We start from the raw sequence: 21,004 nt of genomic DNA on the forward strand, positions 1-21,004 counted from the left end.
AAGACTGGCGGAACCAGTCGTAGTTGAGTGAGGAGCAAGGAAGTGAGTCTCAAGCGAGTCTGGTCTACGACGGGAGTCGTGACGTTGACAGGAGCTTTGCTCCTCACTACGGCTTCAAACGCCTCAGCGGACTACGTCAGAGATCAGCAGTGGGCCCTGAATGTCTTCTCAGTAAAAGATGTCTGGGCTCAGTCTCAAGGCGAGGGTGTTACTGTCGCTGTCGTGGATTCAGGGGTGGATGGCGACCATCCGGATCTGACTGGCCAAGTCCTTAAGGGCAAAGACTTTACCGGTGGCGGTAATGCTCAAGAGGACAAGATCGGCCACGGAACAAAGATGGCAAGCATTATCGCTGGCCACGGGCACGGCGCGGGAAATTCCTCCGGTGTGATAGGGCTCGCACCGAAAGCCAAAGTGTTGCCTTTGCGCACCCTTCAGACGCGGGCTGACAGGAATTTGGATCAGACATGGGGTGCCGCTGTTCGATATGCCGTGGATAACGGAGCTAAAGTAATTAATCTGTCATTTGGTGATGAGTGGTCAAAAACTACCAGTGACGGACGGAATGCGATTGCTTATGCGGAAGCTCACGATGTTGTCGTTGTGGCGGCCGCAGGTAACGAGGGCGCGCCGGCCGTAGATGAGCCAGCGGCGCTACCGGGCGTTGTGGCTGTTGGGGCTGTGGGCAAAGACGCTAATCTCTGGGACGACTCGAATACTGGGAAGGGGGTAGCGCTTACCGCTCCTGGCGTGGATATTGTCGGAGCAAATCCTACAAAATCCAATGGATACGGTGTGGCCAGCGGCACCTCGGAGGCCACAGCCTTTGTGTCCGCTGCAGCTGCCCTGGTCCGTGCTAAGTACCCAGACCTCACCGCTGGCCAAGTCATCAACCGCTTGATCAAGTCGGCTACCTTCGCGCAACACAAGGGTTTGAAGGCACCCGACAACGAGTACGGCTACGGAATCGTTAGGCCTTACTCGGCGCTGACGATGAACATCCCTGCCGGCCCTAAGGCGAACCCTCTCGGCCAACTCGGGGCGTCCAACGCCACCTCCAGTGAGACATCTAAGGGAACGGGTGGCTCGTCCCAGGGTGAGGAGAACAAGTCTTCATCCAGTAAAGGTCTACTCATCGCTGGCGGTATCGCAGTCGTCGTAGTCATCGCCGCCATCGCCTTCCTGGTAAACCGAAGCCGCCGTAACGGCGGTAACGGCCCCGGCTCCGGCGGTGGCGCCTCCGCTCAGAGCGTGGGGTACCCGAATACCTACCAGCCTTACCCCAACACAGCTCCCAATCAAGGCTACTCAGCTCCTCCCGGACAGGTCCCGCAGCGCCCGAACCCCTACACCCAAGAGCCCCCGCCCCAGGGTCAGTAAGGAAACTCGGACCTTGGAGCGGCTGGGCTGAACGGCCCGAGATTGCCAAGCTGTCACCGTGGCACGTCGGTAGACCTACGCCGCCAGGTCCCGCTTCTGAGCGGAGGACTCCCGCCGCGCCCCGGAGATCACGGTCTTGGGCGCGCCCTGCAGCCCCGGATCAGCCGTCCGGCGCGCGGTGAGTGCCCTACGGCCTTCATGACCGTGGTGAGCAGGGCCGTGGCGGCGAGAGCACCAGGGCGAAGGCGGGGCCGCAAGAAAAGGCCCTTTCCCGCTGCGACTCCAGGCTCAGCGAATACCAAAAGGAGGTGAGTCTCATGGCGGGTTATTACAGAGTGGAGCTGGACTCTCTTGCTGATCTCATCACTCAACTCGGCGAATGCGGCGACGAAATGCGCTCTGCAATGAGAGCACTCAAAGATATTGGACCCAACGGGGTTGGACTGCCAGAGCTAGAAAAGGCTTGCGATGAATTCCAGGAATCATGGAGCTATGGTATTGGTCTTATTGCAGGAGCAGCTGATGGGGTAACCAAAGGACTTATTGAGACGAAGAAAGCGTATGGAGCCATCGAAGAGAAGGTGGCTGAGGAATTCGAGGTTCCTGGCGAGTAGTCGCGATTATTGTTAACCCGCCAGGCGGCGCATCGCTCCGTGCGAAAGAGAAGCAATTCCGGGTTTCATAGGGGAGGGTGATGACCGAGCGAGCGCTATACCCCTATATGCAGGTACATCGAGAGGTCCATGGTCGACGTGCCCAGTAAAAATCCTAATTCCGATGCGGCCAGTGATCCCCACGAACCCGTGGCATTCCGATTCCAGACACAGCCAGAGTTTCATGAGGTTCCACTCGGGATTGGGATAGATGACGATGCGCTCGATGAGCAGATGCGCTCCTTTGCCCGCGACTACTGGGGTGACAGAGAGGACTGGGAGCCTCTGCGTAGAATGTTTGCGGCCGTCCACGCCGCTAACGCGCAGCAACTCTCCTCCCAGGGTGTCGTGTACCACGCACTCGGAGTGTTCCCTATCGGCGGCACGGCAGATGGGACCGTGCCGCCTGAACGTATCAGTCGTTGCACGCTACTCGTCAGTACAAGGGAGTTGGACAACTGGAATCCCGTCGTCACCGCGGCTGGGATTGCGGAGGCGTTGACCCACGCAAATTCAGATGGTGAAGTTCAGCCTGTCAGAATCCCAGCCGGCCCTGCCGTTATTAGTATCGGGGCGTCCCGCGCGGTGTGGTCTTTACCGGAAGGGATGGAACAGGAGCGTTTTTTTGTTCGCATCGAACTGTGGGTCCCCTTCCCAGCCGGCAACCGGCTCCTCCTGTTCTGCTTGAGTACTTCAGACGTGGAAGACCTTGATCGATATCAAGCCATCTTGGCCGACATCGCGGACACTATTTCCTTCGGTGACGTGAAAAGAGACGGCGATGTTATGGCAGCAAGCGCCCACGATATAGGTGCCATCTTCGGGTGAAGGCGCCAGGAGGAAGAGGAAGAATACATGTGCCCCCAATCCTTCGACGCGCTCGGATTTAATCCAGCCCCGGGAAGCCCAGAATCAATCGAGATGCTGGCCGCGACTCTTAGCAAAGTCGGGAATCAGCTCAGCAACACCCACAACACGCTGGCGCGTCTTGGGAAACCTGGAGGTATCTGGGAAGGGGATGCGGCTGAGGCATTCTCCAAAAAGGTCGGCGAGCTGCCAAAATACCTCGAAGATGGTCATAGTTCACTTATCGAGGCTGCGGCTGCACTGGGCAAGTGGAAGTCGCAGCTGATTGATTTCCAGACGCTCGCTTCGCGCTATGAGGCCGAGGCAGAAGATGCGCGTCGGTTGCTGCGGCAGGCTGAGAGCAACCCAGATCTCAAGCTCGCCGGTCAGGTTTTCGAAACAGAGGAGGCCTTGCAGAACGCCCAGGAACGTCTTGACTTCGCCTCTAGAAAGGTGAACGAGGCCACCGAATCACTCAATGCAATTTTGCGAAAGGCCCAAGAGCTACTCAAGGAACACGAAGAAGGCGCACGTATGACTGCAGCTGTCATACGTATCGCCTCCGGGCGGGCGCCGGATAAGCCCGGGTTCTTCGATCGGTTCATGGATCTCCTCAGAGGAATCGGAGACAAGGCCCGGGATATTGGCAATGACATCTATAGATGGCTCAAGGAGCATGCCGACACCGTATATAAAATCGGTGACTGGCTTGGCTGGGCCAGTGCGGCATGCGATGTTCTTGCGATTATCTTCTCTGAGACGGTTATTGGGGCCGTTGTCTTTGAGGCAATTGGTAGGGTGTTGAACGCTGGAGCCTTTGCATTCCATGCGGGTGGCTGGGCGCTAGGGGCCAAGAAGGGATCGTGGGTGGACATCGGTCTCGATCTCGTCGGATTCGTTCCGTTCGGTGACTTGGCGAAGGTCGGAAAGACGGGTATAGGCGCACTGAAGGGCGTGACGATCCCACTGCATGTAGCGGAAGCCGGATCAAAGGCGGCGGATTCCCTCAAGCGTGCAGATGACATCGTGCGGGAAGTAGGTGGAACCGCACGGAACTTCATCGAAGAAGACGGCATGCGATCCCTCGGCATGGTGGGCGGAAAAATTGATGCCGTAAAGATCACTGCAGATAACTTTAAAGATCGTCTCGCAGTATCGGTTGCCAGGAATTTTGGCGATGCCAGTTTGTATAGGGCCGCCAGCGGGAAGCTCGGCGGCGTTTTGGACCAGACGATTCCGAAACTGGTCGAGAGTACACCCTTGGGTCGCATTCCTGCTCTGGCGGACTCGGTCAAGCCGATCGTGAACGACGCTGGAGAAGTCGTTGGTAAGTACGTCGATCCTCGCTCGTGGCCGGCGCGTGGGTACGAGGCCGTCACCGGAGCTCGGAATCTGTACAAGGAGGGGGTCAGGATCGCAACGGGAGACGTCGAGTACCTGTCGGATAAGGTTCACGAGACAGTTGGAGACATCCGTGAAACCACGGGCAAAGTTTTCGATGGTATCAAGGACTTTGGGTAGTATGCGGCGGGTGGGCTGTGCGGATGAATGTGAATCAAGCTGATCAACTGATGGCTGCACGGCCCCCCAAGTCTCTGGCGGTCTTGCGTATTCGCTACGCAGCGCAGTGGCTATGGTTCCCCCTTTTGGCAGTGCTGTGGCTCGCGCCGTGTACTATCGCGTTCTGCCTGTATGTCGTCTTTCTTCCATTCTGCGCGGTATGGGGCCTTGACGCCCCGGGCCCGCCCGGAAGTGGGCGTCGTTTTCGCTGGCGGCGGCGTATGTGGCTGGATCGCAAGCGCATGCAGAGGGAGGTTTCCACTGATCTCTTTTGGTTGGAGGATCAGCTGAGGGCGCTGTTCGACGGAAGGGCTCCCATCTTGGTGGGGAGGCAGAGCAGTGGAACGCTGTGGCGGCACAGGGACGGGCGGATCGAGGTTCATGACAGCTACTTCCGTCAACTGGGGGCGACGCGAGCGCTGCAGGTGGCTGGTGAATACGGTTACGTGCCGAGCGCCGATGGAATGAAGGAGATCCCGCGGTGGCTCGTCTTGCGTCGGGTCGATGACATGCAGGGAGTGGGAGCGGGAGGTCGGGCATGAACTGCACGAACATGGTCAATCGCTGGAAGCGTCTCTAGTACTCCAGCAGCACTTCGGTGCCTGTCCTGGAGGAAGGCGAGCGGTGGGTATGCAGCGGGCGTTGTGCTGGTCCAGGACACTCGTTCTGCGCCGCTTGGAAGCACTTCTCGACCGCCGGCCGGCCTGACGCACACCAGGTCGTCCACGGGTGCGTACGAGGCAGTAGGCGATCTCGTCCGGCCTGCTCGCGCTGCCCGGGTCAGCGCCATTGCTTGCGCGTCACCTCCCGTCCCTGGCAGGCGAAGTCCGTGACCGCTGATAGCCGCAGAGAGGGTCAGTCGTAGACTCGCAGCCTCTTGCCCCCGCACGAGTCGGCGCTCCCCCGCTTTTTGCGAGTCCTGGGCGACGCGGCCGAGGCCCTGCAGCACATGATTGACAGTGCTCGGGGCGATCGCCGATCGCATGTGAGCGCTATGGCGCCGGACTGCTTGGTGGCCTGTCGGCTTCAGATGTGTACGGCGTGCGGACGTGAGCGAAGCCTGATGGAGACCGTCGCAAGGGCAACGGGTCAGCTGTAGCGCCGAGTTCGAAAACCTCGTGGACCACGGTCGTTCCAGTCTGACGGCCGCTCTCCTTCTGCGGCAGGAGTAAGCCTGCACGGATTGTCACACGTTGACCACAAGTTACCCGCAGAAGCACCACAACGACCGGGCGTCGCAGCATCAGTGACGCCGTAAGGTGATCTGTTACTGACGGGGGATGATGTACTCGCGATGATGCAGGTGCACTCTGTCGCGCCAGCAGGTGGGCTCGGTTGTGGGCCAGTCCAGGCGCCGGACTTTGCCGCACGCGCGATCGAGCCGCACATCATGCCCCTCACCAGAGACACGTGTGTGAGGAATGCATGTCTTATCCGACGCCACCTGGAATGCCGGGCAACACCAACCCGTACGGGCAGCCGCCCCCGCAAAGCGGGTGGCAACAACAGCAGTGGCAGGGGCCGTTCCAGGGCTCTCCAGCATCTCCCGGGATGCAGCCGGTGGCTTCGTCGGCGCCTCCCGGAGCTCCAGGCAAGGGCGGGCGCACTGTGCGCACCGTGATTGGTTCGATTCTCGGCCTGTTCGGCGCGGTTGGCCTCGTGGGGGGCGGTGCCCTCGCTGCGCACGCCTATAGCAACAGCCAGCAGACGATCGCTAATCCCAAGTACGGAGGGGTGATCTGGAGCGATGAGCCCGCTGACCACATCTTTCCGGACACCATCGGAGGCCGTGACGGGCGTCTCGGGCACCTCACCAATCCAAAGTACGCGACCTGGCGTCGGCTCGGTATCTCCCCTGACACCTCTTGCAACAAGGGACTGACGGGGAAGACGCTGGCTAAGGCAGAGCAGCTGGGGTGCAAGGCTGTGTTGCGCGCCACGTACGTCGATCCCACCGGGGACACGGTGGCCACGGTTGCACTCATTGTGCTCCCAGGAGCCTCGTCCAAAAAGCATGAGCTTGCTCAGACTTTCGCGGACCTGAAAGCAGCTGGAGCAGTGTCTCCCTTTGCGGTGCCGGGCACTCTGGCCGCCGGATGGACGGCGGATGGACGTAACGGAGCAGCGCTCGATGAGACTCCCGGCGAGCACCTCCCGTATGCGGTCGCCGTCACCACGGGCGCCGTTGATGGACGGCTCGCGGGAAACCTGCCGGGAGCTTGGGGGCAGGACGACTCTGACGGCTCTGATGACCGAACTTCCTGGTATGCCGAGGCAGAAATCCTGGTCACGGCGTTCCAACTCCACATGGATGATCTGCAGCTCGGGGGTGCGGAATGAGTCGTCAACCTGCGAGGGCGGCCATCGTCGGGGCTGCGTTGAGTGGTTTTCTGTGTGTACTGTCGGCGACCCCTGCACACGCCGTGACCACTCCTATGGGATGGGAGGGCGATGCTCTCGGTCTTTCGTCTGCGCAACAGCTCAGTCAGGGTGAAGGCGTCACTGTGGCCGTTCTGGACAGCGGAGTGGTGGCTGGGCATCCTGCGGTCAAGGGACGAGTGACCACCGGTCCTGACTATCGCAAGGACGGAATTGCTCCGCAGAGCCCCGAGTGGGGGGTGCATGGCACTGCAATGGCGTCGGACGTTCTGAAGGTCGCGCCCAAGGCCAAGATTCTTTCGGTGAGGGTGAGCTCGGACCAGGACAAGGACGACGACGGAAATGTCGAGTTGCAGCGCGGCGTGAATTCGGTCGCGGACGGAATCTACTACGCGGTGGATCACGGTGCCGACGTGATCTCGATGTCTCTTGGAACCGGTGAAGTCGGTGAATTCAAGGATGAGGACGAGGCTGTAGCCATCGGCTACGCGGTGAGCCATGGGGTGACTCTTCTGGCGGCAGCCGGTAATGGGGGAGACAAGCTAAACCAGTCCTCTGCCCCCGCCGGCTACGCAAGCGTCATCGCCGTTGCTGCGACGAAACAAGGAGGGGGGCGAGCCGAGTTTTCCACCGTGCACACGTACAACGACGTGGCCGCCCCAGGCGTGGACATCGAAAGTGCGAAGAACACGGGTGGCTTCGAGCCGGTCAGCGGTACGTCGCCGGCAACTGCACTCGCGTCAGGCGTTGTGGCGCTGATGCTCTCCCAAAACCCCAAGCTCACCCCGGCTCAGACACGTGCGATCCTGACCAGCACAGCCCGCCATCCGCAAGGCGGGTGGAATGCGCTGCTCGGGTACGGGCAGATCAATGCTGCGGCCGCAGTGAAAGCCGCGGCTTCGCCACCTGCCGACAAGACTGCCCCCGTGACGTACAAGGGCAAGGAGCATTTCGCGGCCCCCGTGGGCACCTCGAAGACCACTCACCCTGACCTGGAGCAGAGTGTGTGGCTGACTGGCCTTGGCGCCGCTGGCATGGGGCTGCTGATGTTGATCGGCGGGCTGCTCCTGGCGTTGGGTGGCCGCCGCAAGGGCGGTGGCAACGTAACGGGCATGGCTCCGGCCCAAGCACCCTTCCGAACTTGATGCCGCTGGGGGCTGCTGAGCTTGCACTCGTGACGTAGTTGTATGAGGGCCCGTCAGCCCTGCTGGCGGGGCCCCTTCTGGTCGTTCAGAGTTCGACGACACGGGCCAGAATCCGAGTTTGACTATCTGGTACGCACTGCCGGGCGGGCGCTGTGCAGGAGGCGCGCTGTGAACTGGTACTGGCAGTGATCCTCGCTCTTGTTCCCGAAGACCAGTGTGACCGGTGCAAGTATGATCATGTGCTGTTTCTGTGAACAGGGAGAAGCTGCGAGAGAAGGGATTTCGAGTACAACCGGGACCCGCTGCATTTCCTGGGAAGGAAGGATTCGCCGCCCGGCGTCATCCGGTTCCTGCGCGACGTCTACCCGGTAAAGAGCGCCCCCATCCAGACCTTTCGGTCGGTCCGCGTCATGGTCGCGAGCTCAGCACCGCTGAAGGGGCTTGACCTCACCAGAGCTCATCTGCTGAAGCGGGCTCGGCCCAGCACCACCCAGCACCAGAGGAGACATCCCATGGGGGATCACTTCAAGACGGACACGGATCAGTTGGGTCAGTTCCTGAAAACCCTTGAGGGGTGCATCAGGGATCTCAACGAGGCTCGTTCCGCGCTGGCTCACGTCCGCGCCGATCAGATCGGAACCCAGCGTCTGGACGAGGCGTGTGACGGCTTCCAGGAGCGCTGGAGATACGGATCCGAGCAGACGAAGGAAATGATCGACGCGATCAGCAAGGGCGTGAAGTCCAACAAGAAGGCCTACGAGGAGGTCGAAGACGCTCTGGAGAAAGCCTTCAAGGACATCGCAAAGCAGGGGACTTCCGGGCAGGGAGGAACGAAGTAGTGGCAGCGAACCCCTACCCGAACCTCGGGTGGAACCCAGTGCCGGGCGTTCCTGCCGAAGTCGACGCCCTACGCCGGAAGGTGGCTTCCGCCGCGACCGCGCTGCGGAACTGCCACTCGCAGCTCCAGAAGCTGATCGGCGAGAGCAGCTACTGGCAGGGCGACGCGGCGCAGGCGTTCCGGAATGCGATCGACGGTGAGCTGCCGACCTATATCAAGAACGCTGCTCGCTCCTTGGAGAAGGCTTCCGCTCAGCTCGACAACTGGGACGGCTATCTGACGTCCCACCGGGACCTGGCTCAGAAGTACGACGATGCTGCCGCCGAGAAGAAGGCCGCCATCGCAGCGGCCACGGAGCGTCACGCTCAAGCCGAGAAGCACCCGGACCTCAAGCTCGCCGGCCAGCAGTTCGCGACTCAGGCAGAAGCCGACGCGGCGACGGCGCGGCTGCGGGCAGCAGAGCGCAACCTCAACGAAGCCACACTCGCGCTGAACAAGGCCAACGGCGAGTACGACGACATCATCGCGAAGGCACGGGTGCTGGAGACCACTCACGCGGACAACGCGGAGATGGTCGCCAAGTCTCTCGACGACGCCACGGACAAACTGGCGCCGAAGGAACCGGGGTGGTTGAGCAAGGCCGTCGACGCCGTCTGGGACGGCATCAAGGAGACCGGCGATTTCCTGCTGGAACATGCGGGAACGATTGGCGCCATTGCCGGCCTGCTGGCGCTCTTCCCCACGCCGTTGACTCCGCTCTTCGCCGGAATCGCCGTGGTCGCCAGCGCGGCCTCGATGTCCAAGAACTTGGCCGACCCCAAGTTCAGAAGCGACTTGTTCGGCGGCGGGAGCGGGATGGACATGTTCTCGGCCTGGGCCTCCATGGCCGGTGACACGGTCGGCATGATCCCTGGCGGAGCTGCCCTGGGTACGGCGGCGAAGGAAGTGGCCGAGGGGGTGGGCATGGCCGGCAGAATGGGTGTGGCCGTATCAAACACAGAAAAGGCCGGAGCCTTCGTCAGGGAGATCGTCCCCGCCTTCTCGAAGACCGCCACCGAGGAGACCGCCGATTCGTGGCGTCTTGCGGGGGAAGGTGTTGGCGGGTCGGCCAAGCTGATGGGCGCCATCTCTGTCGGCGGTCTGAATGTCGCAGCGAACATGGTCTCGTCCGCCGAGAGCCTGGGATTGGTGCCGGACGACGGCGTCGAACACAACAGTGCGGAGACCACAAAGGCTGCTGCCACACTGCACGACATCGGGGGGCTGCTGGGATGGTTGTAGAGAAAGCAGCAGTACCTGAGGGATGGATCGCACAGTGACCGACGTCTTGACCGATACAGGGAACCAGCGCAAACCCCTGCTCTGGTACGGACTCCCGCACGGCTATCTACAGCTGGACCTCGATCCGCCTGTCGAACGGGTCGTGGAGCTGATCAAGCAAGTGCTCAGCCTGCCAGACGAGTTGCGCGACCGCGCGGAGCGCGTCGTACGGTTCTACGCCGGTGTCGTGGGCTTGCTGAATGCTCAGAACGTGCTCGGATGTGCACTGGGGCTGCACCCGGACGATGCTGGTGGAGTCACCTCCTCGGTCCTTACGGTTTCGAGCTTCCCGACATCCGGAACCAACGCCAAACTCGTACTTGCCAGCCTCGCGGGAACGGCTGCCGACCGTCCCGACGAAGGCCTGCGCCCTCTGAAACTGCCCTGTGGCGTGGGGTTCCTCGCAGAGAAGAGGCGACGTGCGCCTGCCACCGGCACGTCGTCCGAGGGAGGTGACGCGTCCTCCGAGGTGACGGTCTGGCAGGGAACGGTTGCAGCGATGGGTCCGGGAACAGGCGACATCGTCCTGCTGCAGTTGGTGACAGCCGCCGTGGACCTCGCTGATTCCTATCGGGACGTGCTCCTCGGAGTCGCGCATACTCTGACGTTCACCGATCCTGCGTCCGCGGATTCCGTGGACGACGGCAGTGAGACGCCGGCTGCTGCCGAGTCCGACGCGATCAGGAATGACTTCGGTTAGTCGAGCGCAACCAGCGCAAGGAGACGAAATGTCACAGAGCCCACCAGGAGCGGAAGCGCCCGAGACCGTGGACATCGAAAAGGTGATGAAGCAGAATTACGTCACCTTGGTGAAGGTTCTCGCTGCGCGAATCGTGGTCATTGTCGTCCTGGTCGCCGTGCCCATGGTGCTGTACAGGGCAGGTGCACCGAATAGCTTTTTCCTTGTGCTGCCCTTCGTCCCTGCAATGTTTTTGCTGGTTCTGACGGGTTACCGCCTATGGGGCGGTGTCCGTCTGGTCCAGTGCAAGAAGGTGCTGAGGCACTACCCTCTTCGTTTCCACACGCGCGTGGTCAAAAGGGGCTCGCTCTGGACCGAGTACGGCAATGTGTTCGAAGTCAAGATCTCCACTCGAGGCGAGCATGGGGCTCCGTTGCTGAAAGCGATCAATGCCGCCGGGCGACGCCGTTGGCCAGGGGGGACCGAGAACGGCGCGTGGATTGCAGGAGACCTTGATTTCGGCGGGGTGATGGTTGTGCCGGGCAGCAACGCGATGCTCTTCCTGAACCCTGCGGATTGGGAAAAAACGGCCTCCAGGCGGGAGCAGGCCGGCGCGGAGCGCATCGCCAGGGCGGAGCAGGCAGGCATCAATAAACGAAATTGGCGGAAGCCGATTCTGCTGTGGGGCGCGTAGTACATCACGGCCACCTGCGCGTGTGCGCTGAGGCTGGAGCATTGGTTTCTCCCCCGACATGTCGGCCAGGGGCAGGGAACGCGACCGGGGATCCGGGTAAGGGAGAGCAGCGAACCAAGCCGAGGCCAAGAAAGGATCCTCTTCAATGGGTGCGATCGCCCTTGTCATCGGCGTCATCGGCATCGGGGCCGTGATTGCCGCCGTCACCATCTTCGCCGTAAGCCGGAGCCGCCGACACTCGGAGAACGGCCGCCCCGTCAGCGGTACTTACCCACAGAACACAGGCTATCCGCCCCAGCAAGCGAGGTACCCTCACATGCAAGGGACATACCAGAACCCAGCTCCCGATCAAGCATACGGGTACCCTGCTCCTCCTGCTCAGCCCCCGCAGCACCCCAATCCGTATGCTCAGCGGCCTCCTTACGGGAATCAGTAGGTTCTTACTGTCCGGCTGACTTCCCACAAGTATGATCGCGTGCGTTTCCGCGATCAGGGAGAAGCTGTGGGGGATCAGGGATTTCGGGTTCATCCGGCCGCGCTGAAGTCGTACGACAAGGTCATCCAGGCCCAGGCTGAGCAGGTCGCGCGGATCTGGCCGAGGCTGGAGTCGGTGCCGCTCTCGTCGACCGACTTCGGCAAGCTGCCGAACGCACAGAACCTTTACGAGGCGTACCGCGAGCACGTGCAGGCCGAGCAGGAGAACTTTGCCGACCTGCTGGAGATCCTTCGCGACACCTGTGAGGGTCTCAAGGACACCGCGATGAACTACGAGAGCCAGGACGTGCACATCCAGGCCTCCTTCGGGGGCGGGCAGTGAGCGGCGGCACTTTCCAACAGATCGGCGACGCCTACAAGTGGACGCGGGACTTCGTCGACGAGCCGTTGATCCCACTGCCGGAGATCAAGAATCCCGTCGCGGACGGCTTGGACGCAGGTCTGGACAGCATCGTCAAAGCGGCGCTCGACTCCACCGGCCTGATGGACATGCTGGAGGAGGTCACCGGCAACCTCGCCCGACTCACTGCGGCCGCCCACGAGTGGCAGGACCAGGCGAAGGCGATGCGGGAGGTCAGCAACGCTCTGCGCGAGGGCGGCGGCACACTCGCCGGGGAGTGGGAAGGCGTCGCGTCGAACGCGTTCGGCAGGCACATGGGTCAGGTGGTCGAGGCCATCGACGGCACCGCCAAGGACATGGACAAGATCGCGCAGATCATCAGTCAGGCGGCTGCGGCCTGTCAGCTCGCCGAAAGCATGATCATCGAGATCATCCGAGAAGCGATCGAGGCGCTGATCGTCTCGCTCGCCGCGATGGTCGCGCTCGACATCCTGACCCTCGGCCTTGCGACCGCTGCCGACGCCCTCGTGGCGGATGCCGAGATCACTGCGTTCATCGCACGGGTGCAAGAGGTCTCCGTCCGCCTGGCGAAGACGCTGGACAAGCTGATGGAAGAAGTCCGCAAGATCAAGGCGGCCGGCAAGTCTTTCCGTTCGATCAAGGACGGTCTGAAAGCGGCTAAAGCCGTGCGGGATATCGGCGGCGTCATCAACAGGGGCAAGAGAATGAAGGAACTGGTTAGCTCCCCGTCGATGGAGAACCTCGGGGAGTTCGCGGCCGCCAGGGGCACCAAGGCCGTGTACGGCGCCGCGAAGGGTGTCATCGCAGGCGGCATCGGAGCGGTGGTCGGCGCCGACGGCCCGATGAGCGCGGTCACCGACGGGCTGAGCAAGGACCCCGCTGTCGACGCCGTGACCGGCCAACTCGACGGCCCCAAGCATGATGCACCGTACCGTGTGCCGAAGACACGGATCGAGGAGGACTTCGGATGAGCGCCGGCCAGTACGGTCCGCCACAGCCCGTCTTCGAGCCACGCCTGTTCGGTGGCGGCTCCCATGTGCCGTTGATGGCGCCGTGGCTGCAGCCGTACGAGCGACTGCTCGGGATCGTCGATGTGAAGCTGAGCGATCTGATCCGCCGTACCCTGCCCCGCGAGTTGCGGACTGGCAAGCAGTGGAGGGGCACGCGAGGCGCGGTGGAGGGCGCGTTCGAAGGTGCCCTCTCGGTCGCGGATGCTGTCGAGAACTTCGACTTCGGCATCATCCGCAGGATCCGACGCATGGTGCGCGGGGCCGGTCTCACGGGTGGATGGCAGAGCATGGCCGGGCAGTTCGTGATCGCTGTGCGCACCGGACCCGACACCTCGCGCACCGACTACGACAATGAACAGGCACTGATGGTCTTCACCGACCGCAGGATCCTGCTGATGTGCACGGTCCGCACCAAGAAGGTGCCCCTGTTCGGCAAGGTTCCGCCCGGAACGCCGCGCAGGGAGGCCCGGTGTCTGGGCGAGATCCCGCCGGGACAGCTCCGGAGTGTCGTCATCCGGCACACATCGCTCTCGCAACGCGTGGACCTGCACTTCGCCGACGGCTCCCTGGCCGCGGTCGAGGCGACCAAGGAGCAGGCGCAAGCTCTGGAGGCGCTGAGCCAGGGCATCGTCCCACCCGCGCGAACCTGACCTGACGCCAGCGAGAACGGCACGCTTCCTGGTTGCAGACCCGGCCCACCCGCCCGGCTGGGTTCACCGATCGCAGGTGCCCGACTGGTCGGCGCACTGCCAGCCCGAGAAGCCGTCCTTGGGGTGGTCGATGTCATGGTTGAACCTGATGAATCCGTAGACCACGACGGCGGTGAACGCGACGGCGGCCAGCGCCGCCAGCCACAGTACGACCCGTAGCACTGATCTCACGCCTCCGCGGCGGCCGGGGCCCGGCTCGGCTGCCCGGTCGGGGTTTCGGTCGGGGTTCCGGTCCCGGTGAGCGGCGTTGCCGGTGGTGTGCGGGCCGGTCATGCGCAGGACGTCATCTCGTCGGAGGTGCCGACGACATCGAAGTCGCGGCCCATGCCGACGGTGTTGAGGTGGGCGATGTCGGCTTGCTCCAGGTTCATGCTGGCCGGCCCCCAGCCTCCGGTGGCGTTGGCGCGGTGCTCGCTGGGAATGCCCCAGTCGTAGCGCTTCTTGACCTCGACCCGGTACGTGACCTCCCCGTTGTGGACGTAGCCCGTCAGCCGGTACTGGAAGTGGTTGAGCGCGTAGTACCACTCCGTGCTGCTGTCCCCGTCCTCGGGGTTCGGAGCGGTGGAGTTCCATTCGGTCGTGAACGGGCCGTCCGGGCGGCCGTGGACATCCTTCCGCAATGTGTCGTCGACGTCCGACTGGAAGGCCGGGATCTGGTCCATCATCGTCTGCGGTTCCACCTCGACCGTCTTGCCACTGCAGTCGAGGTAGTGCTGGATCAGCCCGGCCGCCGTGGGCCAGCCCTTGACCGTGGCGAAGTACGCGCCGACGTTGTTGAGCTGGTTGCGGACCTTGTGGTCCTTGGCGTCCGGCTCCTCGATGTTGAACTTCCGGTTCTCGCTCTCGAAGTTGTGGGCCGTGCCGAAGACCACCTGCAGGCTCTTGGCCAGCCACTCGTCCTCCTCGGTCGCCTGGCCGAGGACCTTGTTCAGCCGCTCCTGGAGGCGGTCGGCGGTGTGCTGGTGCTGCTCGTAGTTCGCGTGCACCTCAGGATCGTCGGGGTCGTCGATGACGCAGAACTCGATCTGTCCGTCCGCGCTGACCGTCATGCCCTGCTCCAGCGCATCCTGCTGGATCTCCTGGGCCTGGCGCTGGAGTTCCCGCAAGCCCTTGGTCCCGCCGGTGCCCTTGGCCCCGTCGACCTCCATGTCGAGGAAGTCGCGCAGCCCCCTGACCTCCTTGTCCAAGGCGTCGATGTCCATCTGCACCCGGTCGCAGAACGCCTGTGCCCGCTGACCTGCCTCGCCCTGCCAGTGGTCCTGGTGGAGCTTCTGGACGACTCCGTCGTGGAACTCCGTGCGGGCTTCGTTGATTTTGCGGTGGATGGCGTTCCACCGGTCGGCGAACGTCTCCAGCGCGTTCGCGTCGAGTTCCATGAGTTGGTGGAAGGTGACCACTCTGCTGCTGCCTCCGGCTCAGCCGAACGGGTTGGGGGCGTGCGGGTCGGCGAACTGCGAGGCGGTCGCGAACTCGGTCCGGTCGTAGGCGTCCGCGCTGTCGCGGAAGTTCTGGGCGGCCTCGTCCAAGCGGTCCGTGACGACCTTGAGCAGGCCCTCCCAGCGGCGCTGCATGTCGTCGATGCTGCCGACGAACGACCATCCGGGTGCCGCCTTCCCCAGGTCGCCGTCGGCGTCCTCGGCCGCGCCCCTCGTCTTGCGGATCACCTCGGACGTGCTGTCGCAGACGTCGGCCCTGGCGCGGAGGAACGACGAGCTGACGCCGACGTCCGGATCGCCGCCCCACACCGGCGGCGAGGCCGGTGGAGGCGTGGGCGGAGGGCCCGGCGAGGGCGACGGCTCGGGCTGCGGCGCAGCGGCCGTGGCTGGTGCCGATACCTGGGCATAGGCCAGCCTCGGGTCGACCGGTTGGGTCATCGTCGCCTTTCCGGAGCCGGTTGCCCGGCCCTCACCCCGTACGGAAGGAACGTGAACGTTCTTGCTCAGCCTAGGCCAGCAGTTATTTGACGTGCCACCGACATCCCTGTGCGCGTCGAACGGGCCGGGGCACGTACGCGCGGTGGAGCGGAGCGCGTCGCTCGGCCGCCGAAGGCCGTCAGGAGGCGGTCTGCCCGCGATCAACCCGGTGATCCGCGCCTTTCGGAGGATCCGCGCCACATTCCGGCGCCCCTCGAGTCCTTGGAGGCGCCGGAACCCCCGTCACGTGAAGAACACCACCAGCAGGCTGATCGCGAACCCGATCACGCCCACCGCCACCATGACATACATGGTGCGCAGCAGTCCCTGACTCGCCGTCTGCCCCGCCCGCCGGACGTCGGCCGGGCCGCCGAAGGAGAAGCCGGTGGCCGTGAAGAAGAGGCCGGCGGCGAGGGGGATCAGGGCTCCGAACCACCATGCGCAGCCGGTGGCGATGGCGCCGACCCAGCCGTGGTCCCGTTCGTAGGAGGTGTCGCCGGTCTTGCGGGCATCGAGGACGTGACCGCGCGGGTAGAGGGCGTCGCTCTTGAGGTCGGCGTTGAGGTCCTTCACGGAGCCGTCGTTCGCGGTGAAGGTGCCGTAGCACCATCTGGTCCTCGTCCGCTTCCGTGAACTGCTCGACGTGCTCCGGTACTTGTAGTCGACGGTGCAGGTCTGGACGGTCAGCTTGCCCGGTGTGGACGTGGCGTAGGTGTAGGGGCCGAGGTAGGCGCCCAGCGCCAGGAGGACGAGGCCCACGAGGATCAGGGCGGCGCCGACGAGGCGGCCGAGGCGTGTCCGCTCTCCCGGTGCGGCGGCGTTCGGCGTTACTTCTCGAACGCCGCCAAACGGCTGCAGGACACTCTCGAAGGGCTGGGAGAGCCGTGGGAGGACGCGGACTTCGGGGAGCTTTTCGGCCAGGTCTACACGCCGATTCGCGACGGAATCCTCACATCGATGGACAGCCTTGCCAAACGCCTCCAGCAGATCGGGCACAACCTGCAGGACATGGCAGGCAACTACGACGCATCGGATTCGTCGAACAGTGGCCTTATGAACGGGCTCTCCGGCCAACTCTGATCAAACACGGGGCTATTGCATGTCGCTCACACTGCCCAGCGAGCTCGTCTGGGTGCTCGACCTCCTCGGCTACTCCTGGCCCGAGGCCGACGAAGAAGCACTGCACGAGGTTGCCGAGACCTGGCGGAGTTTCGGCAAGACGCTGGAAGACATCGAGACGCAGGGCGAACGCTTCGCCCGTACCGTCGTCGCCGGCAACGTCGGCACGGCCGTCGACGGCTTCAGCAAGGCCTGGGGCGCCTACACCGGCGCGAACGGCGAGGACAGATACCTCCCCGACGCGAAGACCGCGTGCGAAGTGATCGCCCTGGCCTTCGACGCTGCCGCGGTGGCGGTTCTCAGCGCGAAACTGGCCGTGATCGCGCAGCTCGTCGCCCTCGCCGTGGAGATCATCGCGGCGCAGGCCTCCGCTCCCTTCACCTTCGGGCTGTCCGAGATCGGCGGGCTGGGCGCGACGCAGGCGACGCGCGTGATCGTCCGGGAGCTGCTGGACAAGCTCAAGAGGGAGGTCATGGAGGCGATCACCAAGGCCATGGAGCACGCCTCCATGGACGCCCTCAAGAAGATCGCCAAGGAGCAGCTCGAGAAGATCACCAAGGAGAAGGTCAAGCAGTACGCCAAGCAGCAGATCAAGGAGCAGGCCAAGCAGTTCGTCCAGGAGAAGGTGGTCGACGCGGCCAAGGACAAGGCCAAAGAGGCCGCCATCGGAATGGCGCAGGACATCGGTCGGCAGAGCATCGAGACCTACTTCGACGCGCGCTCCGGCATCGATCTGGGAGAGACGGCGGACGTCGCGAAGACGGCGGCCGGCGAGTATGTGGACGGGCTCAAGAACGAGGTCACCGGGGGCGAGGGATCGACCGTCGCCGACTACACCGACGTATCGGGGCACGTGAACAACGCCATGGACGCGGCGACGGAGAAGGTCACCGGGACGGTCGGGGACCGCGTACAGCGGGGTGTGGACACGCTCGCCGGGCACGGTGTCCAGACCACGGAGACGTCCGACGGGGCCGAGGCCACTGCTTCCGCGGCGGGCTCCGGCGCCTCGGGCGGCACGCACGCGTCCGCCAGGACCGCGGCCGCCGCCTCCGCGGGGCACTCCGGTTCCCCGCGCACCGGCGGCGGCGCGCAGGACTGGGCTCGAAGCGAGTTCGGATGACGTCGGCACCGCCCTTGACCGCCTGTGCGGCCATTGCCACTTGCACCACCACGGGGAAGGACGCGACCGACCGATGACCGCGGACCGGGAGATCCAGGACGAGGAACTCATGGGGATCGCCCAGGACCCCGAACAGGCCCTCCGGCTGCGCCGCTCCCTGCGCACCATCGCCGACGCGGCCTCGCTCGACCCGGCACTGCGCGACATGGCGCGTGCGGTGCTGAGCGGGCGCGTCGACGTGAAGGACGCGTTCCAGGACCCGCGCTACACCGAGGCCGTCTACCAGCGCCTCCACGAGATGCGCCGGGCGGCCGACGAACAGACGTACGCGGAGCGCCGGGAGTCCGGGGCTCGGTTCGGCGAATGGGACGCGCGGCAACAGGCCGAACTGGACCGCGAGCGAGCCGAGCGGGACGCGCCGGTACGCATGTCCGACGGAGGCAAGCGGCCGACTCGGCGTTGAGTCCCGGCGCCGGCTGCGTCGACTCCGGCCGGCGTGGCGGCGCCGCGGACGCCGCCACCGCCTGGCGATGTCGACGGCCGTCAACGGGTTCTCGGCGGCGGACGGGTTTCCTCAGGTCGGTACCGTCGGCTACGACCATGCCGCGGTGTGAGCGGTCGCGTGCAGTACGAGTACCAGAGGGTCAGAGGGCGGTTCTGTCATGGGTTTCAGCGGCGGCGTCGACGGACTTGAGCTCTTCCTCTCACGCTGCCGCATCATGACCCGTAGCGCGAGCGGTTCACCGTTTTGCGCGCCCGGTTGCCCGGTTCAGCCCGTGTGGCGGAACAGCACCTCGAGCGTCGCGATGCTCCCCAGAGCGCACCCGAAGGCGAGCACCAAGTGCTTGCTGCTGCGGCCGCGGTAGCCGCGGGCGGCCGCCCATATGCCGACGGCGCCGACGGCGGCCAGAGCTCCGCTCGGTACGCGCATGGCGACGCGGAGGTCCGGCAGGGCAGCCCCCGCGAGGCCGCCCATGGCCGCCATCGCGCTGAGGACACCGGCGAGCATTGCCGCGTTCCGCCACATGCGGGTTTGCAGTCGTTCCCGGCCGTCATCACCCATGTCGTTCATCAGCATGTGCGGCAGGCTACGTGATCAGCGGATCCGTTCGGCCGCCAGGAGGCCGGTCTCTCGGGCTGAGACCCGGACCGGCACCCGGCGAGAGTCACGTCTGGCGGCGCTTGTTCCCGACGACGTAGGCGAGACCCCAGGCGGCGGCAGCGGCGATCACCAGGCCGAGCGGGGAGAACCAGTCGACTCCGCCATGGGCGTCGCTGATCCACCACTCCTTGGCCGGCAAGAAGGGCTCGATCTCCAGCAGATCCAAGGCGGCCTTGGGCGTTTGGTCGACGGCGACGATGAGAGGGAGCGCGTTGGCGTAGCCGAAGAAGGCGCCGAGCGCGGCGATGACGGCTCCACCGATCCGGGCGCCGTTGCTGCGGTGAGCCAACAGGCCGACCAGGGAGCCGACGACCGCGCCGTTGAGCAGCGCGTGGGTCAGGTAGAGGGTGTTGGCCGTGGTGAGCGACTGTTCCTTGTACGTGCCCAGGATGACCCCGGTGTAGAGCAGCGAGACGACGACGGAGACGAGGAGTGCGAGGAGGACCGCGCCGACCGGATTGCCGCTCGTGTTCGATTGCTGCCCGAAGGGGGGTGCCTGGTACGGCGGTCCGGGCTGCATCGGGTAGGGCGGTTGGACCGGCGGCAGGCCGGGGACGGGCGGTGGCCCACCGTACACCGGAGCCTGGCCGGGAACGGGTGGCAACCCGGCCTGCATCGGGGGCTGTCCAGGAATCGGCGGCGGCCCTGACTGCATCGGGGGCTGTCCAGGGGCAGTCGGCAGCCCGAATCCCGGCGGCTGCTGCGGCGGGGCAGGCTGGGCGTACGGGTTGGCGGGGTTCTGCGGTGGCTGCGGTGGCGGTTGGAAGGGCGGCTGGCTCATGAGTCCCCCATGGAGTCAACTGGCAGAAACAGCAAGTTATCAGGGAGATCAGGAGGTGGCCGTCGAAGCCTGAGCGAGCCAGACCTTGGTGAAGCACAGCGTGTTCCGAAGGCAGTCGGCCCGCCAACCGGGACCGGTCAGACGAAGTAGCTGACCAGGAAGCACACCCCGGCTCCCACGATCCCCACGCCGATCATCCCGAGCAGGACGGGACGCGTCACTCCCCGTCCCGCCGCCTCCCATGCCTCGTCGTACGAGACGAGGCTGCGGCCGAACGGTGCGTAGCCCGTCGCCAGGCAGAAGACGCCGAGGCCGGTGAGGACCCATCCGCCGAAGAAGGCCCCGAAGAAGCGCCAGGCGCGGTCCATGCCGCCCTGGACGTAGTCGCCGTCCGCCGAGGTCGCCGTCGTCGGCGTGTCCGTCTGCTGCACCGCCAGCTCGGTGCCCGCCGCGTACCGGTGTCTGACCTGCACCGCCGCGGCCGTGTCCCGGCTCTTGCCGTCGTCGGACACGAAGGAGCCCTCGCAGCGGACGGGGCGGCGGTTCTTGCGGCTGCTCCGCGAGGCGTTGTCGGGGTAGCTCACCTCGCACTGCTTCACCGTCAGGGTGCCGTGCGTGCCCGCCCAGCCCGCCAGGTACGCCCCCTCGTACGCGCCCCACCCGCTCAGGGCGAGGCCGGCGAGCAGGAAGACCAGGCCGCCCCAGCGCCCGAGGCGGCCGACGGCCGTGCCGACGAGGCCGGCGGCCGGGGCACGGTCGGTTCCTTTGCCCTTGCCGGTTCTCTGCGTCTGAGCCATGACGACGAAGTCCTTCTCCTCCGGGGCAGGTTGGGGGCT

23 protein-coding genes are annotated in these 21,004 nt (G+C 64.5%); 16 read left to right on the plus strand and 7 right to left on the minus strand.

Annotation, left to right across the window (positions count from 1 at the left end):
- The first annotated feature begins 78 nt into the window (after positions 1-78).
- The 13 genes from mycP (at position 79) to ACZ4SW_RS20915 (ending at position 14,010) form a co-directional block, all read left to right on the plus strand.
- Positions 79-1,380 carry a type VII secretion-associated serine protease mycosin gene (mycP, locus tag ACZ4SW_RS20855; RefSeq protein ID WP_468245625.1) on the plus strand — a complete coding sequence of 434 codons (1,302 nt, stop codon included), beginning with the start codon at positions 79-81 and terminating at the stop codon, positions 1,378-1,380.
- Between the two features lie 317 nt (positions 1,381-1,697).
- Positions 1,698-1,994: a hypothetical protein gene (locus ACZ4SW_RS20860; RefSeq protein ID WP_468245630.1), complete on the plus strand. Its 297-nt coding sequence runs from the start codon at positions 1,698-1,700 to the stop codon at positions 1,992-1,994.
- Between the two features lie 129 nt (positions 1,995-2,123).
- Positions 2,124-2,861 (plus strand): hypothetical protein, encoded by a 738-nt coding sequence (locus tag ACZ4SW_RS20865; RefSeq protein WP_468245634.1) that lies wholly within the window; start codon positions 2,124-2,126, stop codon positions 2,859-2,861.
- A 27-nt stretch (positions 2,862-2,888) separates the two neighbouring features.
- Positions 2,889-4,400, plus strand: a complete 1,512-nt coding sequence (locus ACZ4SW_RS20870) for a putative T7SS-secreted protein (RefSeq protein ID WP_468245640.1) — start codon at positions 2,889-2,891, stop codon at positions 4,398-4,400.
- Positions 4,401-6,056: 1,656 nt separating this feature from the next.
- Entirely contained in the window at positions 6,057-6,779 is a 723-nt protein-coding gene (locus ACZ4SW_RS20875) for a hypothetical protein (RefSeq protein ID WP_468245645.1), read from the plus strand.
- Positions 6,776-7,963 (plus strand): S8 family peptidase, encoded by a 1,188-nt coding sequence (locus ACZ4SW_RS20880; protein ID WP_468245651.1) that lies wholly within the window; start codon positions 6,776-6,778, stop codon positions 7,961-7,963. The genes ACZ4SW_RS20875 and ACZ4SW_RS20880 overlap by 4 nt, the downstream gene beginning before the upstream one ends.
- A gap of 512 nt (positions 7,964-8,475) precedes the next feature.
- Positions 8,476-8,802 (plus strand): hypothetical protein, encoded by a 327-nt coding sequence (locus tag ACZ4SW_RS20885; RefSeq protein WP_468245657.1) that lies wholly within the window; start codon positions 8,476-8,478, stop codon positions 8,800-8,802.
- Positions 8,802-10,082 carry a WXG100 family type VII secretion target gene (locus tag ACZ4SW_RS20890; protein ID WP_468245661.1) on the plus strand — a complete coding sequence of 427 codons (1,281 nt, stop codon included), beginning with the start codon at positions 8,802-8,804 and terminating at the stop codon, positions 10,080-10,082. The genes ACZ4SW_RS20885 and ACZ4SW_RS20890 overlap by 1 nt, the downstream gene beginning before the upstream one ends.
- Before the next feature lie 34 nt (positions 10,083-10,116).
- On the plus strand, positions 10,117-10,821 hold the full coding sequence (locus ACZ4SW_RS20895) for a hypothetical protein (protein WP_468245664.1): 705 nt from the start codon (positions 10,117-10,119) through the stop codon (positions 10,819-10,821).
- 28 nt (positions 10,822-10,849) lie between these two features.
- The gene (locus ACZ4SW_RS20900; protein ID WP_468245668.1) at positions 10,850-11,494 is read left to right on the plus strand and encodes a hypothetical protein; all 645 of its coding nucleotides are present in this window, start codon (positions 10,850-10,852) and stop codon (positions 11,492-11,494) included.
- Between the two features lie 502 nt (positions 11,495-11,996).
- Entirely contained in the window at positions 11,997-12,311 is a 315-nt protein-coding gene (locus tag ACZ4SW_RS20905; protein ID WP_468245674.1) for a hypothetical protein, read from the plus strand.
- Complete coding sequence (locus ACZ4SW_RS20910) at positions 12,308-13,321, plus strand: WXG100 family type VII secretion target (RefSeq protein ID WP_468245679.1); 1,014 nt, start codon at positions 12,308-12,310, stop codon at positions 13,319-13,321. The genes ACZ4SW_RS20905 and ACZ4SW_RS20910 overlap by 4 nt, the downstream gene beginning before the upstream one ends.
- Complete coding sequence (locus tag ACZ4SW_RS20915) at positions 13,318-14,010, plus strand: hypothetical protein (RefSeq protein ID WP_468245684.1); 693 nt, start codon at positions 13,318-13,320, stop codon at positions 14,008-14,010. The genes ACZ4SW_RS20910 and ACZ4SW_RS20915 overlap by 4 nt, the downstream gene beginning before the upstream one ends.
- A gap of 63 nt (positions 14,011-14,073) precedes the next feature.
- On the opposite strand, the gene ACZ4SW_RS20920 is transcribed toward ACZ4SW_RS20915, so the two are convergent.
- The 4 genes from ACZ4SW_RS20920 to ACZ4SW_RS20935 form a co-directional block, all read right to left on the minus strand.
- A complete protein-coding gene (locus ACZ4SW_RS20920; protein ID WP_468245688.1) occupies positions 14,074-14,241 on the minus strand; it encodes a hypothetical protein in 168 nt (55 codons plus the stop codon).
- Positions 14,242-14,339: 98 nt separating this feature from the next.
- Positions 14,340-15,446: a hypothetical protein gene (locus ACZ4SW_RS20925; RefSeq protein ID WP_468245693.1), complete on the minus strand. Its 1,107-nt coding sequence runs from the start codon at positions 15,444-15,446 to the stop codon at positions 14,340-14,342.
- A gap of 39 nt (positions 15,447-15,485) precedes the next feature.
- Positions 15,486-15,944: a hypothetical protein gene (locus ACZ4SW_RS20930; protein WP_468245698.1), complete on the minus strand. Its 459-nt coding sequence runs from the start codon at positions 15,942-15,944 to the stop codon at positions 15,486-15,488.
- 282 nt (positions 15,945-16,226) lie between these two features.
- A complete protein-coding gene (locus ACZ4SW_RS20935; RefSeq protein ID WP_468245701.1) occupies positions 16,227-16,742 on the minus strand; it encodes a hypothetical protein in 516 nt (171 codons plus the stop codon).
- Between the two features lie 198 nt (positions 16,743-16,940).
- On the opposite strand from ACZ4SW_RS20935, the gene ACZ4SW_RS20940 reads away from it, so the two are divergent.
- From ACZ4SW_RS20940 to ACZ4SW_RS20950, 3 genes are all read left to right on the plus strand, one after another.
- On the plus strand, positions 16,941-17,063 hold the full coding sequence (locus ACZ4SW_RS20940; protein ID WP_468245707.1) for a hypothetical protein: 123 nt from the start codon (positions 16,941-16,943) through the stop codon (positions 17,061-17,063).
- 19 nt (positions 17,064-17,082) lie between these two features.
- The gene (locus ACZ4SW_RS20945) at positions 17,083-18,225 is read left to right on the plus strand and encodes a WXG100-like domain-containing protein (RefSeq protein WP_468245715.1); all 1,143 of its coding nucleotides are present in this window, start codon (positions 17,083-17,085) and stop codon (positions 18,223-18,225) included.
- 73 nt (positions 18,226-18,298) lie between these two features.
- Positions 18,299-18,688, plus strand: a complete 390-nt coding sequence (locus ACZ4SW_RS20950; protein WP_468245722.1) for a hypothetical protein — start codon at positions 18,299-18,301, stop codon at positions 18,686-18,688.
- A gap of 306 nt (positions 18,689-18,994) precedes the next feature.
- Here ACZ4SW_RS20950 and ACZ4SW_RS20955 read toward each other — a convergent pair whose 3' ends face one another.
- The 3 genes from ACZ4SW_RS20955 to ACZ4SW_RS20965 all read right to left on the minus strand — a co-directional run bounded on the left by ACZ4SW_RS20955 (position 18,995) and on the right by ACZ4SW_RS20965 (position 20,965).
- Entirely contained in the window at positions 18,995-19,303 is a 309-nt protein-coding gene (locus tag ACZ4SW_RS20955; RefSeq protein ID WP_468245729.1) for a hypothetical protein, read from the minus strand.
- 88 nt (positions 19,304-19,391) lie between these two features.
- Entirely contained in the window at positions 19,392-19,907 is a 516-nt protein-coding gene (locus tag ACZ4SW_RS20960; RefSeq protein ID WP_468245736.1) for a hypothetical protein, read from the minus strand.
- Between the two features lie 398 nt (positions 19,908-20,305).
- Complete coding sequence (locus tag ACZ4SW_RS20965) at positions 20,306-20,965, minus strand: hypothetical protein (protein WP_468245743.1); 660 nt, start codon at positions 20,963-20,965, stop codon at positions 20,306-20,308.
- Positions 20,966-21,004 lie beyond the last annotated feature (39 nt).

This window comes from Streptomyces sp. NPDC028331 (assembly GCF_055565775.1).